General features: G+C 67.9%; 12 protein-coding genes. 6 read left to right on the top strand and 6 right to left on the bottom strand.

Translation table 11 applies throughout. From position 1 onward, the window contains the following. The first annotated feature begins 62 nt into the window (after window positions 1-62). The 5 genes from WFJ97_RS01020 to WFJ97_RS01000 all read left to right on the top strand — a co-directional run bounded on the left by WFJ97_RS01020 (window position 63) and on the right by WFJ97_RS01000 (window position 6549). A complete protein-coding gene (locus tag WFJ97_RS01020) occupies window positions 63-1046 on the top strand; it encodes an ABC transporter permease (RefSeq protein ID WP_336640186.1) in 984 nt (327 codons plus the stop codon). A gap of 1 nt (window position 1047) precedes the next feature. Then, window positions 1048-1977, top strand: a complete 930-nt coding sequence (locus WFJ97_RS01015) for an ABC transporter permease (protein ID WP_336640185.1) — start codon at window positions 1048-1050, stop codon at window positions 1975-1977. Next, the gene (locus WFJ97_RS01010; RefSeq protein WP_336640184.1) at window positions 1974-3917 is read left to right on the top strand and encodes an ABC transporter ATP-binding protein; all 1944 of its coding nucleotides are present in this window, start codon (window positions 1974-1976) and stop codon (window positions 3915-3917) included. Before WFJ97_RS01015 ends, WFJ97_RS01010 begins: the two co-directional genes overlap by 4 nt. Before the next feature lie 108 nt (window positions 3918-4025). Further along, window positions 4026-5738, top strand: a complete 1713-nt coding sequence (locus WFJ97_RS01005) for an ABC transporter family substrate-binding protein (protein WP_336640183.1) — start codon at window positions 4026-4028, stop codon at window positions 5736-5738. An 85-nt stretch (window positions 5739-5823) separates the two neighbouring features. Beyond that, window positions 5824-6549, top strand: a complete 726-nt coding sequence (locus WFJ97_RS01000; protein WP_336640182.1) for an alpha/beta fold hydrolase — start codon at window positions 5824-5826, stop codon at window positions 6547-6549. Here the strand turns inward: WFJ97_RS01000 and WFJ97_RS00995 are convergent. After that, window positions 6544-7764 carry an MFS transporter gene (locus WFJ97_RS00995; RefSeq protein WP_336640181.1) on the bottom strand — a complete coding sequence of 407 codons (1221 nt, stop codon included), beginning with the start codon at window positions 7762-7764 and terminating at the stop codon, window positions 6544-6546. The genes WFJ97_RS01000 and WFJ97_RS00995 overlap by 6 nt on opposite strands. Further along, entirely contained in the window at window positions 7761-9134 is a 1374-nt protein-coding gene (locus WFJ97_RS00990; protein ID WP_336640180.1) for a glycoside hydrolase family 1 protein, read from the bottom strand. Before WFJ97_RS00990 ends, WFJ97_RS00995 begins: the two co-directional genes overlap by 4 nt. 255 nt (window positions 9135-9389) lie before the next feature. On the opposite strand from WFJ97_RS00990, the gene rpsT reads away from it, so the two are divergent. Beyond that, window positions 9390-9650, top strand: a complete 261-nt coding sequence (rpsT, locus tag WFJ97_RS00985; RefSeq protein ID WP_247622209.1) for a 30S ribosomal protein S20 — start codon at window positions 9390-9392, stop codon at window positions 9648-9650. A 104-nt stretch (window positions 9651-9754) separates the two neighbouring features. Here the strand turns inward: rpsT and holA are convergent, their stop codons facing one another. The 4 genes from holA to leuS form a co-directional block, all read right to left on the bottom strand. Further along, complete coding sequence (holA, locus tag WFJ97_RS00980; RefSeq protein ID WP_336640179.1) at window positions 9755-10795, bottom strand: DNA polymerase III subunit delta; 1041 nt, start codon at window positions 10793-10795, stop codon at window positions 9755-9757. A 9-nt stretch (window positions 10796-10804) separates the two neighbouring features. Continuing rightward, a complete protein-coding gene (locus WFJ97_RS00975; RefSeq protein ID WP_336640178.1) occupies window positions 10805-13138 on the bottom strand; it encodes a ComEC/Rec2 family competence protein in 2334 nt (777 codons plus the stop codon). After that, window positions 13135-13833 carry a ComEA family DNA-binding protein gene (locus WFJ97_RS00970; RefSeq protein WP_336640177.1) on the bottom strand — a complete coding sequence of 233 codons (699 nt, stop codon included), beginning with the start codon at window positions 13831-13833 and terminating at the stop codon, window positions 13135-13137. Before WFJ97_RS00970 ends, WFJ97_RS00975 begins: the two co-directional genes overlap by 4 nt. Before the next feature lie 155 nt (window positions 13834-13988). After that, a complete protein-coding gene (leuS, locus tag WFJ97_RS00965; RefSeq protein WP_336640176.1) occupies window positions 13989-16565 on the bottom strand; it encodes a leucine--tRNA ligase in 2577 nt (858 codons plus the stop codon). Window positions 16566-16590: the final 25 nt, after the last annotated feature.

Here is a 16590-nt window from a genome sequence, read left to right as displayed (position 1 = left end):
CACATTGATCGGATCCGCAACGGTGATCCCGTTCGGCTCTGGTGAAGAGAGAGATACCGACCTTGATCAAGTACCTGCTGCGTCGAGCACTGGGCTGGCTGCTCATGATCGTCGTGGCGACCAATGTCACCTACTTCCTCGCCTGGTCTTTCCTGGACCCGCGGAGCAACTACGTGGGTCGCCGACCTCCACTCTCCCCGGATGAAGTCACTCGCATGCTCGAGCCGCTGAATCTCAGCGACACGGTTCCACTGGTCGAGCGGTGGTGGACGTGGTTCAGCGGGATCCTCTTCCGCTGGGACTGGGGCCAGAGTCCGGTCGGTCAGTCTGTGAACGACCAGATCGCGTATCGGGCACTGATCTCGGGAGAGCTCGTGATCGGCGCGACCATCCTCGGTGCCGTCCTGGGAATCGGCCTCGGTGTCTACACGGCTTCGCGCCAGTACGAGCTGGGCGACCGCATCGGTCAGGCCACCTCGATCATCACGATGAACGTCCCCATCGTCGTGGCCGCGCTCGGCATCGTTCTCTTGGCGATCGCCTTCAACGAGTGGGTCGGCGTCCGAGTCTTCTACGTCACGGGGGCGGGTGGCAAAGACGTGGACGGCTTCTTCCCCTTCATCGTCGACAAGCTCCAGCACCTCACCCTTCCGACGATCGCGCTGGTGTTCACCGGATACGCGAGCTATCACCTTCTGCAGCGCTCCCTCCTCCTCGACAACATCAAGGCGGATTACGTGCGCACGGCGCGCGCCAAGGGCCTCACCAAACAGCAGGCCATCCGCAAGCACGCGCTGCGCCCTTCCCTGATCCCGGTCGCCACGCAGCTGGCCTTCACGATTCCGACGGTGTTCACCGGCGCCATCCTCACCGAGACGATCTTCGGTTGGAACGGGATGGGAAAGTACTTCGTCGACACGATCAGCAAGAACGACGTGCATGGTGTTGTGGCCATCGCCGCCTTCGGCGCCGTCCTCACCGCCATCGGTGCGGTCCTGGCGGATATCGCTGTCGTGGTCCTCGATCCTCGAGTGAGAGTGAGTTGACATGAGCACCGAAATGATCGACCCGACACTGCACCCGGAGTCCGAAGTCTCTGCCCCCGTCATCGCGCAGCGGAAGCGCACCTCGGTGTTCGGGCTGTACTACCGCCGGTTCGTGCGCAATCGTCCAGCGGTCGTCGGCGTCTTCATCTTCATCGCACTCGTTCTCTTCGCCATCATCGGCCCGCTGGTGGCGAAGTACGACCACATTTTCCTCGACTTCCTGAACCTCGGTACTGGGCCCTCCGCCGAGCACTGGTTCGGCACCACCCCCGCCGGGAACGATCTGTTCGCGCAGGTGTCGATCGGCCTGCAACGCTCGCTCATGATCGCGCTCACGGTTTCCGTCGGAACAACCGCGCTCTCGGCAATCGTCGGCACGGCGGCGGCATACTTCGGCGGCGCTCTCGAGCGATCAACTCTTCTGGTGATCCACTTCCTGATGGTCATTCCGACGTTCCTCATCCTCGCCCTCGTCTCCAACACCGCGGGCGGTGACTGGCGAGTCATCGCACTCGCCTTGATCTTCGTCGGATGGTTCTTCCAGGCGCGAGTCATCTGGACAATGGCGCTCTCGTTGCGCGAGCGCGAGTACGTGCACGCGGCACGCTATATGGGCGTGCGGGGCATGAAGATCGTGTTCCGTCATCTGCTGCCCAACATCGGTTCACTGCTCGTGATCAACTTCACGTTGGGCGTCGTGGCCGCCGTGATGACCGAAACCGGGCTGTCCTTCATCGGCTTCGGCGTGAAGATCCCGGATGTCTCGCTCGGATCCCTGATCGGCAGCGGCGCCAACACCATCACCAGCGCTCCCTGGGTGTTCTACTTCCCCGCGGCCGCTCTGACTCTGCTCACCGTATCGATGGCGCTCGTCGCCGACGGTCTACGGGACGCCCTCGATCCCACTTCGGCGGCTGGAGGCCGCGCATGAGTATCACTACCGCATCCACCGTCCTGTCCGTGCGCGACCTCCGAGTCAGCTTCCCCTCCGAGGCCGGACGGGTCGACGCCGTCCGAGGGGTGTCCTTCGATCTGGAGGCGGGCAAGACCCTCGGAATCGTCGGCGAGTCGGGGTCGGGAAAGTCCGTGACCTCACTCGCCATCATGGGACTGCTCGACGAGAACGCGAAGGTCACCGGCTCTGTCGTGTTCGACGGTCAAGAGCTCCTCGGCAAGACCGACAAGCAGATGTCGATGATCCGCGGCAATGGCATGACGATGGTCTTTCAGGACCCGCTCACGTCGCTCACCCCGGTCTTCACCATCGGGGACCAGCTGATCGAAGCCCTCACGGTGCACCGCAAACTCGCCAAGAAGGACGCCTGGGAGCGCTCGGTCGAGCTCCTCGCTCTCGTCGGCATCCCCGAGCCGGAGAAGCGCATGAAGGCGTTCCCCCACGAGTTCTCCGGGGGTATGCGCCAACGCGTCGTGATCGCCATCGCCATGGCCAACAATCCGAAGCTCATCATCTGCGACGAGCCGACCACCGCACTCGACGTCACGATCCAGGCCCAGATCCTCGAGTTGATCGAGAAGGCGCAGAGCGAGACCGGTGCAGCGGTCATCATGATCACTCACGATATGGGGGTCGTGGCTCGGACGGCCGACGACGTCATCGTGATGTATGCGGGCAAGCCCGTCGAGCAAGCCGAGGCCCGGGAACTCTTCCATCACACGCGGATGCCGTACTCGATCGGCCTACTGGGCGCGATCCCCCGCGTCGACAAATCGGAGAAGCAGCCCCTGGTCCCCATCAAGGGCAACCCGCCGCTGCTGATCGATCTCCCCGACGCCTGCCCGTTCGCAGACCGCTGCCCGATCGTCATCGACGCGTGCCGGAAGAGGGAGCCGGAGCTGCTGCCTGTATCGGCCGATTCCGCGGCGACACACAGCGCGGCCTGCATCCGGTCGCAGGAGATCGAAGACGGTGGCCTGATCGGCGGCATCCCCGTGTATCCGATCCCGGTGATCCCCGAGAGCGATCTCACGCGCACGCCCCGTGAAGATCGTCCGATCACGCTCGAGGTCCGCAACATGACCAAGACCTTCCCTCTGATGAAGGGCGCTCTCTTCAAGCGCAAGGTCGGCGAAGTGCACGCGGTGAAGGGCATCAGCTTCGACGTGCGCGAGGGCGAGACCATGGCCATCGTCGGCGAATCCGGCTCCGGCAAGACGACGACTCTGCTGCAGATCATGGACTTCGAGCGACAGAGCGATGGCGACATCGTGATCGCGGGCACGAGTGTCGACGACATCAGCAGCGGGCGCCAGGAGCGCGCGCTCCGTCGCGACATCCAAATCGTGTTCCAGGACCCGATGGCCGCACTCGACCCGCGCATGACGGTCGCCGACATCATCGCCGAGCCGATGACCGCGATCGGCACCTCCCGTTCGGATGCGCACGTCCGTGTGCAAGAGCTCATGGCTCTCGTCGGACTCGACCCCGCACACCTCGATCGTTTCCCGAGCGCCTTCTCCGGTGGGCAGCGACAGCGAATCGGAATCGCTCGGGCGCTGTCGACCAATCCCAAGATCGTCGTGCTCGACGAGCCGGTCTCCGCACTCGACGTCTCGATCCAGGCCGGCGTGATCAACCTGCTCGACGAGCTCAAGGTCAAACTCGGCCTGTCCTACCTCTTCGTGGCGCACGACCTGTCCGTGGTCCGGCACATCGCCGATCGCGTTGCCGTGATGTATCTCGGCGAGTTCGTCGAGCACGGCGATGTCGACGACGTGTTCGACCACCCGCAGCATCCCTATACTCAGGCGCTTCTGTCAGCGATCCCGGTTCCGGACCCCGACGTCGAGCGCACGCGGCAGCGGGTCGTGTTCGACGCGAAGACCATGACCACTCAGCCGCTTCTCTCCTGACCGGCGCTCCGGTAACGGTTAAGCCCCATTCACCGACAGACCCGAGCCATCCGGACAGAAGCGAACTAACCTCCCCTTTATGACACGCCGAAAGGCGAAAGGAGCACCATGAAAACCACCACGAAGCTGACGGGCATCATCGCCCTCGGCGGCGCTCTCGCACTCGTGATCAGCGGATGTGCGGCGGGCGGAGACAACGGCGGCGCCGATGGCGGCAACACGCCTCAGGAGACCAAGCAGGCGGACTACAACCCGCAGCCCCGTGAGAACCTGCAGGAGGGCGGCGAGGTGAACTTCGGTATCAACGAGGTCACGCCGCAGATGAACCCCTTCAACGGCAACGCCAGCGCCGACACGACGCGCCTCGCGCAGTGGTACAACCCCCAGGTGTTCCTGATGACGCCTGAGGGCGACGTCTCCGCGAACCCGGCGTACCTGGACGCGTGGGACATCACCACCGAGAACGGCAAGACGACCATCACGATGAAGGTCAACGAGAAGGCGGTCTGGAACGACGGCACGCCGATCGACTACACCGCGTTCGAGACCACGTGGAAGGCCAACAGCGGCGAGGACGAGGCGTACGAGACGAGCTCGACCGACGGATACAAGGAGATCGAGTCGGTCACGAAGGGCGCCACGGACAAGGACGTCATCGTCACCTTCAAGGGCGAGTTCGCGTGGCCCAAGATGCCGTTCCTCAACGGCATCCTGAACCCCGCTGTCAACTCGCCCGAGGTGTTCAACACCGCGTACATCGAGAACGCGCACCCGGAGTGGGGCGCCGGCCCCTACAAGCTCACCGAGTACGACGTGAACGGTCAGCGGGTGACCTTCGAGCCGAACGAGAAGTGGTGGGGTGACAAGCCGCTGCTCGACAAGGTGACGTACACCGGCCTGGACGCCGCAGCGTCGATCAACGCTTTCAAGAACGGCGAGATCGACATGGTCGGCACCAACACCAAGGACCGCCTCGCGCAGGTGGCGGACATGGAGGACGTCGTCACGTACCGCTCGCAGCAGACCGCGAAGACGATCGTCATCCTCGACGCCGAGAAGCCTCAGCTTCAGGACCTCGATGTCCGCGAGGCGTTCTTCATGGCGATCGACATCGACCAGCAGAAGCAGATCGCATGGAACGGCCTCGATTACGAGGAGGCGCCGGCAGGCTCGCTCAACATGTACGACTTCCAGGACGGCTACAAGGACTCGTTCGCCGAGGCGGGCCTGAAGTTCGATGTCGACGGCGCCAAGAAGCTGCTCGACGACGCCGGGTGGACCGAAGGTGAAGACGGCATCCGCGAGAAGGACGGCGTGAAGCTCGAAATCGTCTACCCCATCCACAGCGACGACCCGACGATCGAGGCGCTCGCCAAGGCACTGCAGCAGCAGGAGAAGGCCGTCGGTATCGACCTGCAGATCGAGAAGCGCTCCCCCGCGGACTTCTCGACCGACTTCAGCACGAAGAACTGGGACGCGTTCTCCCTGCGCTTCACGGACTCCGACCCGTTCGGACCGCTGTACTTCTGCCAGCTGTACTGCTCCGACAGCAGCCTGAACCTCTCGGGAGCCGGCACGGCCGAGATCGACGAGAAGATCAAGTCCGAGGTCGAGACGCAGACGACGGCGGAGGACTGGACTGCCGCCACGATGAAGCTCGAGCCGGAGATCATCGCGGACACGTGGGGCGTCATCCCGCTCTACAACGGTCCGTCGATCTACACGGTCAAGGAGGGCCTGGCCAACCTGACCCCGGAGCCCTACGTGGGCCTCGATCTCTTCGGCGTCTCGCCCGTCGAGAACGTGGGCTGGGAGAAGTAATTCCCTCATCCGAGGCGGGGTCGGTGGTCTTCCACCGGCCCCGCTTTCTCGTGCGGTGCGCGGGCTGCGCACCTAGGCTGAGAGCGTGAGCGTCCAGATCGTCTTCGTGCACGGCATCCGCACGTCGGCCACCATGTGGCGTTCGCAACAGGCGTTCCTCGACGCGCGGGGGTACGCGCACACCGCGGTCGACCTGCCGGGGCACGGCGCGCGCATCGCCGAGGACTTCACGCTCCACGAGGCCCTGCACACGATCGATGCCGCCGTCCGCGATGCGGCGACGCGCGGACCGGTGCTGCTGGTCGGGCACTCCATGGGCGGGATCCTGTCTCTCGCCTACACCGGAGGCGGGGAGACGACACCGGTCGCGGGTCTGGTCGCGGCGTCGTGCACCGCGTTGCCCGTCGGTGCCGGGCTCGCCGCCTATCGCTGGCTCGCGCGCGCGATGGATTCGCTGCCCGACCGCGGACGCTGGCTCTCGGATCGTGTGCTCGACGCGACGATCCCCCCTGAGACCCGCGAGGACTTCGGCGCGGGCGGCTACGCGCTCGACGCGCAGGACATCGCCCTGGGCAGCCTCTCGGCGCTCGACCTCGCCGCGGCGGTCGCCCGCATCCGACTGCCGCTCTGGTTCGTCAACGGCCAGTACGACCAGCTGCGCCGCCACGAGACGCTCTTCTGCTCGCTGGCCCCCCAGGCCGAGCTCATCGTGGTGCCGCGCACCACGCATCTCGTCACGGCGATGCGACCTCGCGTCTTCAACGCCGTGCTGCAGCTCGCGATCGCGACCCTCGAGAACGAGAGCTCATGACCTCTGCGGCTGCCTCGCGAGGCCGGTGAGCACTCCGCCTACGAGTGACAGCACCGCGGCGGCGGCGAAGACGAGCCAGAATCCTCCCACCAGCGCCACGAGTCCCGCCCCGATCACCGGACCGATCAGCTGGCCGAGAGCGGCCGTGACGTTCACGATGCCGAGATCGCGGGCATGGTCCTTCTCATCGGGCAGCAGATCGGCGGCGAACGCGAGGCCGACGGTCGAGAACGCGCCGTAGCCGAGCCCCATAAGGGCGGCGGCGACCATCGTCATCTCGAAGGTCGGCACGAGCGCGATCGCCACACCGGATGCCGCCTGCACGACCGTGGCGATCACGGCGAGCCGGCGCCGGTCGCCCGTGCGGTCCGACAGGATGCCGGTGAGAACGGATGCCGCGACCACGAACAGCGTGTAGACGACGATGAGCAGCAGCAGGTTGTCCTGCGCCGTCGACGACGGCTGACCGAGTCCGTGCAGCAGGAAGAAGAGGAACAGCGCGGTCCCCAACGCGTTGCCGACATTGGTCACGAGGCGCCCGGCGAGCATCCACGCGAAGTCGCGATCGCGCAGCGAGGCGAGGGGCCGACGGTCGCGGGTCGTCGGCCGCACGGCCTCCGACGCGGAGGGATCGGGGAGCAGCAGGGCCACCGCAGTGCCGACCGCCGCGATCACGGCGGCGAGCAGCAGATAGCCCGAGACGATGTCGAGCCCGAGGAGAACGACGAGACCGACGCCCAGCACGATCCCGACGGCCTGGCTCGACCCGACGGCCGCGGATGCCACGCCCCGCTGGGTCGTGGGCAGTTGGTCCGCGATCATCGCGGTGAAGGCCGCCGACGACACCGCGACACCGATCGATACACCGACCCACGCCCCACCGACCGCCCAGGGCCCCTCGGAGAAACCGGTGAGCACCAGGAAGGCCGCGGTCGTCCACACGCCCGCCAGCGCCCACGGACGCCGTCGAGGGCGCCCCGGTCGAGCACGATCCGACAGCGCCCCGGCGAGCGGTCCGGCGACGATGCCCGCGAGTCCGCCGATGCCGAGGACGAGCCCCGAGGAGACCACTCCCCGGATCCAATCGTCTTCGGGGGTGTCGAGCTGCAGCGGCAGGAGGAGCTGCACGGGCGTGAGCTGCACGGTCCAGATGGCGAGCCAGGCGAGGGTGAACAGCGACATCCATCGCGCGCCGACCCGCGTCGCCGCGGTCATTGCACGCTCCGCTCGATCGCCACCGCGGTGCGCGTGCGGGCGATGGCGTCGCGGTACCAGTCGTACGAAGCCTTGGGTGTGCGCTCCCCCGTGGTGAAATCGACGTGCACGAGGCCGAAGCGCTGGGTGAATCCGTCGGCCCACTCCCAGTTGTCCAGGAGCGACCAGACCGTGTACTCCTCGACGGGAACGCCCGCGGCCATCGCCTCGCCGACCGCCGCGATGTGCGCGGCGAGGTAGTCGATGCGTTCGGCGTCGTCGATGCGGACCGCGCCGTCGGGCTCGGGGAACGAGGCGCCGTTCTCGCCGATGATCACCGGCGGCATGTGCGGATGCCGGCGATGGAGGTCGATGAGCAGATCGCGGAGCGCCTCGGGCACGATCGGCCACTCCGGGCCGAACCCGGTGACGGGCGCCCCGGGCGTCGGCACGATCTCGAACGGCAGTGGTCCCGCCGGATCGGCGGCGGTCACCGTCGTCGGGTTGTAGAAGTTGATGCCGTAGAAGTCGATCGACGCCGCGATGCGCGCGAGTTCACCGTCGAGCACGGGCATCGGCGGCAGGCCGAACGCCTCGAGGTCGGGGTACTCACCCGCGAGCAGGGGTTCGCTGAACAGCCCGTTGTGGAGCGTGTCGTACATGGTCGCCGCCACGAGGTCTTCCCGCGATGCGGTGAGCGGCAGCACGCGGGTGTGATTGTTGACGAGTCCGACGGCCGTCGCGCCGCGCGAACGCAGCGCCTCGGCGGCGTACGCGTGCGCCAGGAGCTGATGGTGGACGGTCGGCAGGGCGTGGAAGAGCAGCGGTCGTGCGGGGGCGAGCGCCCCGGTGCCGTACCCCTGCAGCGTGGTCATCGCCGGTTCGTTGAGCGTGTACCAGTGGGTCACCCGATCGCCGAGCCGATCCGCCACGATCGCGGCATAGTCCGCGAAGCGTTCGGCCGTATCGCGGACGAGCCAGCCGCCGTCGGACTCCACCGCGCTCGGCATCTCCCAGTGGTACAGCGTCGGGAACGGGGTCGCGCCGACCTCGAGCAGGGCATCGACGAAGCGGGAGTAGTGATCGAGCGCGGCGGTGCTGGCCGGGCCGCGCCCGTCCGGCTGCACCCGCGCCCACGGAATCGAGAAGCGATAGCGGTCGATGCCGAGGTCCGCCACCAGGGCGACATCCGCCTCCGGATGCCGATAGCTGTCGCACGCGCGTTGCGGCGTCGAGGCGTCTCGCACCGCACCCGGCACATCGACGAAATCGTCCCAGATCGAGCGTCCTCCCCCGTCGTCGGAGGGAGAGCCTTCGATCTGGATGGCGGACGTCGCCGCGGACCAGCGGAGACCTGAGGGCAGAACGGTATCGCGGGAAGCAGAACTCATGTCGCTCCTTGGCGTCTGTGTCGGGTGATCCTGATTCTGCACCCGGTACCGCGTTTCGCGCGACCGAGTTCCGCGATCGGCTCGTCGTGTCGGACTCCGGACGCCACCCGAGAGGCGTCGTTTCGCGTGATCCGCCCGACTGCTGGTAGAGTTGCTTCTTGGCTTGCGTGTGGGTTCTTCCCTCACGACCGTCGTGCAGCAGCCCTCTTCTGCTGCCGGCACTCCGAATCACTCCTGTACAGAAAGCGTCCACACGTGGCAAACATCAAGTCGCAGATCAAGCGCAACAAGACCAACGAGAAGGCTCACGAGCGCAACAAGGCCGTGAAGAGCGAGCTCAAGACCCTCGTTCGTCAGACCAAGGCAGCCGTCGCCGCAGGCGACAAGGCAGCCGCCGAGGCCACCCTCAAGAAGGCCGCCGTCAAGCTCGACAAGGCCGTCAGCAAGGGTGTCCTGCACAAGAACCAGGCGTCGAACCGCAAGTCGGCCATCGCCAAGTCGGTCGCCGCTCTCTGAGCCAGCACCGCTGAGAAAGGCCCGTCCCGTTCGCGGGGCGGGCCTTCTTCGTGTCGGTGACGCGTGCAGGCTTCTCCCCTGACGCGACGGAGCGGAGTGGCGGACTACTCCTCGCCGAACGGGCGACGGGTGGCGATGACCGTCACCATGCGCTCGAGCGCGAAGATCGGGTCGCGCGATGCGCCCTTCACCTCGGCATCCGCCCGTGCCGTCGCCTGGATCGCGAGCCCGAGCGAGCGCTCGTTCCACCCGGCGAGATCGCGTCGTGCACGATCGACCTGCCAGTCCTTCATGCCGAGTCGCTGGGCGAGCTGACGGCTCGGTTCCCGGTTTCCCGCGACACGCGCCATGGTGCGCAGCTTCATCGCGAAGGCCGCGACCATCGGCACCGGATCGGCGCCCGACGACAGCGCGTGCCTCAGCGAGATGAGCGCCTCGCCGTAGCGACCGGCGATCGCCGTGTCGGCGACGACGAAGGCGGAGACCTCGACGCGCCCGCCGTGGTACTTGGTGACGATGTCGTCGGTCACATCACCCTCGACATCGCCGATGAGCTGCTGGCAGGCGGCGGCGAGCTCGGTGAGGTCGTCGGCGAAGGCCGAGACGAGCGCCCGCAGCGCGGAGGGCTGGATGCGCTTCTTCGCGGCCTTGAACTCACCCGCGGCGAAATCGACGCGGTCGCCGTCGCGCTTGATGGCGGGGCAGGCGATCTCGATGCCCTCGCCCGTCCCGGCCCGCAGAGCGTCGAGAAGCTTCTTACCGCGCACGCTGGCTCCGGTGTGCCGGAGGATCACGGTCGCGCCGTCCTGCGGCTGGTCGAGGTACGACACGGCCTCCTGCAGGAAGGCATCGGAGCAGCGCTCGACGCCCGAGACCCTCACGAGCCGCGGCTCGCCGAAGAGCGACGGCGACGTCATGGCGAGCAGGGTGCCGGGTGCGTAGTCGTCGGCGCGGATGTCGCTGACCTCGAGGGCCGGGTCCTCCGCGCGCAGGTAGTCGCGGATGCCGGCGATCGCACGCTCGGCGCAGATCTCCTCGGGCCCGGACACCAGCACGAGCGGGGCGGGACGCGGTTCTCGCCAGGAGACCTGGGGGATCTTCGACGGCTTGGCGGCGGTGCGGGAAGAGGATCGCGGAGCTGCCATGGATCCAGCCTACTCGCGGGCACCGACGTCGGATTCCGTCCAGACCGCGATCCGGCCGTCGTCGATCCCCAGCAGGATGCGTCCCTGTCGATCGGTGCGCAGAACGTGCGCCCCGACCGCCGTCAGCAGGTCGAGCGTCTCCGCGCGCGGATGGCCGTAGTCGTTGTCGATGCCCGCGCTGAAGACCGCGATCGCCGGACGGATCGTCTCGTAGATCGCGGGATCCTGATCGGCACTGCCGTGATGGGCGACCTTGACCACGTCGTAGGGTCCCGTCAGACGGGCGTTGCGCGCGAGCATCCGCTGCGCTTCGGCCGACAGGTCGCCGAGGTAGAGCGAGCGCGGCACGCCACCACCGGAGACCTCCATCACGACACTCGCGTCGTTGCCGGAGGGGAACACCGCCGACTCGCGGAGCGGCCAGAGCACCCGCCAGGTCGATGCGCCGAGCGTGCCGCGCATCCCCGCCGTCGCCTCGGTGACAGTCGCACCACCGGCCCCCAGCCCGTCGAGGATCCGCTGTTCCTCCGCCTCGACGACGGGTCCGTGGAGCACCGCGTCGACCCGTCCGCGCACGGCGTCCGCTCCCCCGACATGATCGAGGTCGAAGTGCGTCAACACGAGGAGGTCGATGCGGTCGATGCCGAGCGACCGCAGGCAGTCGCCGAGCGGGCCCGGCTCCGGACCGGTGTCGATAAGTGCGACTTCTCCTTCCGATCGCACGAGGAGCGCATCCCCCTGCCCCACGTCGCACGCCGCGATCGACCAGCCGGATGGCGCCGCCATTGCAGCGAGCGGCCCCTGCAGAGCGAGATGCGCGCCGCCGAGCGAGAACGCCACGATGAGCACCACCGCCGCGACGCGGTACGTCCAGGAGAACCACCGACCTCGGCGGCCGCCGACGCCGCTCGTTCCTCGGCGCCCGCGCACGATGATCCCCAGGGCGGCGCTGAGCACCGCGACGAGCACGGCACTGCCGATGCCGGGTACCAGGGATGCCTGCGCGAGCGGCAATCGCGCGCTCACCGTCGCGGTCACCGAGATCCACGCGGCCGGCAACCAGGCGGATGCCGCGAGAAGATCGGCGAGCATCGGGATCGGGGCAGCGAGGCAGGCGAGAAGACCGATCACGGTCGCGATCGGCGCCGCGGGAGCGGCGAGCAGGTTGGCGGCGATCCCCACCAGGGACTGCTGCTCGGCGAACAGCGCGATGATCGGACCGCAGGCCAGTTGGGCGGCGAGGGGCACGGAGATCGCGAGAGCGAGCGGCTGCGGCATCCACCGAGCGAGTCCGCGCGCGAGCGGAGGCGCCAGCAGGATGAGCGCCCCCGATGCCGCGACCGACAGGGCGAACCCGGCCGTCGCGGCCAGCCAGGGGTCGGCGACGAGGATGCCGGTCGCGCACAGGGCGAGCATCCCCGCGCCGGCGCTCGGACGGCCGAGGAGCACCGTGAGCATCGCGACCCCGGCCATCACCGCCGCGCGGATCACACTGGGTTCGGGGGTCACCAGCACCACGAATCCGGCCAGTGCGAGAGCGGCGACGACGACCCGCAGACGGCGCCCGCCCCCGCACACGGCCACGAGCCAGAACGCCGCCGCGACCACGATCGCGCAGTTGGCGCCCGACACGGCCGTGAGGTGACTGAGGCCGCTCGTGCGCATGTCGTCGTTCAGCGCGTCGGAGACCGCCCGGGTGTCACCGACGGCGAGACCGGGCAGCAACCCCGCACCCGGCTCGGGCAGGCGCGTCACTCGCTCGATGAACGCGCTGCGCGCGCCAGCCGCAACCGCGAAGACCCCCGAAGCCGGGCGCACGATCTCCGCCTCGCTCGCGAAGACGACGGCTGCCGAGCGCTCCCCCGGATCCGTCGCCTCCATCTGCCCCGTCACTCGGATCGTCGCGCCGAGATCGAAGCCTTCGGCTGGCTCGATACCGATACGCACCGGCGCCGAGACCGCTGCTGTACCTTTCGCCGATTCGATAGAGCGAGACTGCGCCTCGAACCAGAGGCGCCCGTCCTTCCCGACCGACGCCGACGACGACACGTCCGCGACGACCTCGACCGCGAACGCCTCCCGCTCGCGAACCGCCTCGCGCGCCGGCATGGCGAGGCAGACTGTCGTCGCCACCGCGGCCGCCGCCGCGAGCACCACGATCACGAGTCCCCCGCGCTCCGCTCCACGAGTGCGGGAACACCTCACGACGACCCCGGCCACAATGGCCGCGAGCATGCAGGCCGCAGCCGCTGCGCCCGCGATCTGCGGGAGGAACACGCACAGCAGCCCCGCCGCCCAGGCTCCCCCGGCGATCGGCAGCAGTCGGAGGTCGCGTCGCCTCACACCCGCACCCCGTCGCGTAGACCCTCGAGCAGCTTCTCGCCGATGCCCGGCACGGCGAGGAGGTCGTCGACGGTCTGGAAACGCCCGTTCTCGTCGCGCCACGAGATGATGCGCTCGGCCAGCGCGGGGCCGATGCGCGGCAGGGTCTCGAGCGCCGCCTGATCCGCGGAGTTCAGGTCGATCCGGTCGTCGCCCGGAGCGGTCGACCCCGAGCCCGGAGCCGTGCCGGAACCCGGTTCGGGAACGGTCGCGCCGACGACGGGCACGACCACCTGCTCGCCGTCGGTCACGATGCGGGCGAGGTTGATCGCGGCGAGGTCGGCCTCCTCGGTCGTTCCGCCGGCCGCAGCGAGGGCGTCGACGATCCGAGCATCGATCGCGAGCACGTACAGTCCCGGCTTCTCGACGGCGCCGAGGACGTGCACGTAGAGCTCCCCGCCCGGCGCGGTGGCGCCCGCGGCACCCGTCGCACCGGTCGACTCGTCTCCGATCGATTCGTCTCCGATCGACACCGTCTCGACGGGCGCGGCCTGCCCGCGGAGGATGCCGAGCCCGACCGCGGCCGAGAGCACGACGAGGGCGAGCACGACCGCAGCTCCGATGCTCAGGCGCAGGCGCCGGGGCGCCGACGGAGGATCCACGAGCGCAGCATCCACAGGCAGGTCTTCATCGGGAAGTGCTTCGGTCGGCGGCATCCGCCCACGCTAGGCCGCCCGATTCCGCCGCCCCGCATCGCTTCCCGCACACCGTGGACAACTCCGCACATCGGTCAGCCGTGCAGAACCACACCCGCCGGAACGCCGAGACCGCCGCCCGGCATCCGGACGGCGGTCTCGATCGAGAGAGCGGATCAGCCCTTGACGACGAAGCTCACGATCTTGGGCGCGCGCACGATGACCTTGACGATCTCCTTGTCACCGATCGCCCGGATCACGCGCTCATCGCCGCGGGCGAGAGCCTCAAGTTCCGCCTCGCCGATGCGTGCGGAGACCTCGAGCTGAGCGCGCACCTTGCCGTTGACCTGCGCGACGGCGGTGATGGTGTTTTCGACCAGCAGCGCCGGGTTCGCCGAACGCCACGTGACGAGACCCACGGACGGCTCGTGTCCGAGGATCTCCCACATCTCCTCCGCCGTGTGCGGGGCGATGAGGTCGAGCATCACGGCGACGGTCTCGGTGGCCTCGCGCACCGCCGGGTCGGCAGCGCCGTTCGCACCGTTGTCGATCGTCTTGCGGATGGTGTTCACCAGCTCCATCAGGCGGGCGACGAGCACGTTGAACTTGGTCTGCTCGACGAGCGCCGGCGCTTCGGAGAGAAGCTTGTGCGTCGTGCGACGCAGCGTGGCGTCCCCGCCGTCGAAGACGACGTCGACCGGGCTCGAGACCTCGCGCGCGATGCGCAGCGCCCGCGACAGGAACTTCTGGGCACCCGTCGTCGAGACGTCGGCCCAGTCCTTGTCGTCTTCCACGGGCCCCGCGAACGCCAGGCCCACGCGCAGCGCGTCGGCGCCGTGCGCGTCGAGCTCCTCCTGGAAGAGCACGAGGTTGCCCTTGCTCTTCGACATCTTCTGGCCGTCGAGGAGAACCATGCCCTGGTTGATCAGGTTCGAGAACGGCTCGGTGAAGTCGATCAGCCCCATGTCGAACAGCACCTTCGTGATGAAGCGTGCGTACAGCAGGTGCAGGATCGCGTGCTCGACTCCTCCGATGTAGGAGTCGACCGGAGCCCATCGTGCGGCCTGGGCAGGGTCGAAGGCGACCTGATCGCTGTTCGGCGAGAGGAAGCGCAGGAAGTACCACGAGCTGTCGACGAAGGTGTCCATCGTGTCGGGGTCGCGCAGCACGGGCTCACCGGTGGCCGGATCGACCGTGCGCACCCAGCCCTCGGCACCGCCCAGGGGCGAGGTGCCCTTCGGCTTGAGATCCAGGCCCTCGATGCTCGGCAGACGAACCGGCAGCTTGTCCTCCGCGACCGGGATGATGCTGCCGTCTTCGGCGTGCAGCATCGGGATCGGCGTTCCCCAGAACCGCTGACGCGAGATCAGCCAGTCGCGCAGACGGTAGTTCTTCGCGGCGCGACCGGTGCCCGATGCCTCGAGCTGCTCGATCGCGCGGGCGATCGCGTTGCGCTTGGATAGGCCGTTGAGCTCGCCCGAGTTGATCAGACGCCCCTCACCCGTGAGCGCGATGCCCGTCGACGCGGGGTTCTGGTCGTCGAGTGCGCCGGTGTCGATCGGCACACCCTCGTCGTCGACCTCGATGACCGGCATCGCTCCCGTGATGGGCGCCGTCGTATCGACGACGACCTTGACCGGCAGGTCGAACGCGCGGGCGAAGTCGAGGTCGCGCTGGTCGTGCGCGGGAACCGCCATGACCGCACCGTGACCGTAGTCGGCCAGTACGTAGTCGGCAGCCCAGATCGGCAGCTTCTCGCCGTTGACCGGGTTGATCGCGTAGCGCTCGAGGAAGACACCCGTCTTGGGGCGATCCGTCGCCTGGCGGGCGATGTCGGTCTCCTTCTGCACCCCTTCGAGGTACGTCTGGAAGCGCTCGCGCACCTCGGCCGGAGCATCCGCCGCCAGCTCGGCGGCCAGGTCGGAATCGGGCGCGACGACGAAGAACGTGGCGCCGTGCAGCGTGTCGGGGCGCGTCGAGAACACGGTGACCGGCTCGTCACGGCCCTCGATACGGAAGTCGACGTCGGCGCCGACCGAGCGACCGATCCAGTTGCGCTGCATCTGCAGCACCTTGTGCGGCCAGAAGCCCTCGAGCTGGTTGAGGTCGTCGAGCAGACGGTCGGCGTAGTCGGTGATGCGGAAGTACCACTGCGTCAGCTTCTTCTTGACGACCTCGTAGCCGCAACGGTCGCAGCGACCGTCGACGACCTGCTCGTTCGCCAGCACCGTCTGGTCGTTCGGGCACCAGTTGACGGCGCTCTTCTTGCGGTAGGCGAGACCGCGCTCGTGCATCTTCAGGAACAGCCACTGGTTCCAGCGGTAGTACTCGGGGTCGGACGTGTGCAGCACGCGCGACCAGTCGAACGAGACGCCGTACGCCTGGAACCCGACCTTCTGCTGCGCGATGTTCTGATACGTCCACTCGCGCGGGTCGGCGCCCTGACGGATCGCCGCGTTCTCGGCGGGCAGCCCGAAGGAGTCCCACCCGATCGGGTTCAGGACGTTGTGCCCGCGGTGACGCCAGAAGCGCGCCACGATGTCGGAGTACAGGTAGTTCTCGGCGTGCCCCATGTGCAGGTCGCCGGACGGGTACGGGAACATCGCGAGCACGTAACGCCGGGGGCGCGTGTCGTCATCGCCGCCGGTGAGGAACGTCTCGTTCTCCGCCCAGTACTTCTGCCACTTGGCCTGGATGGCATGAGCCGACGACGTCTCGTCCTCGGCGGGAGCGGTGGACAGGTTCTCAGACAACGAACGCACGACCAATCTGAAAGGA

This window comes from Microbacterium sp. USHLN272 (assembly GCF_037149655.1).
GTDB lineage: Bacteria > Actinomycetota > Actinomycetes > Actinomycetales > Microbacteriaceae > Microbacterium > Microbacterium galbinum.
The sequence above is the reverse complement of the archived record's forward strand: the minus strand, read 5'-3'. Positions and strand labels throughout refer to the sequence as shown.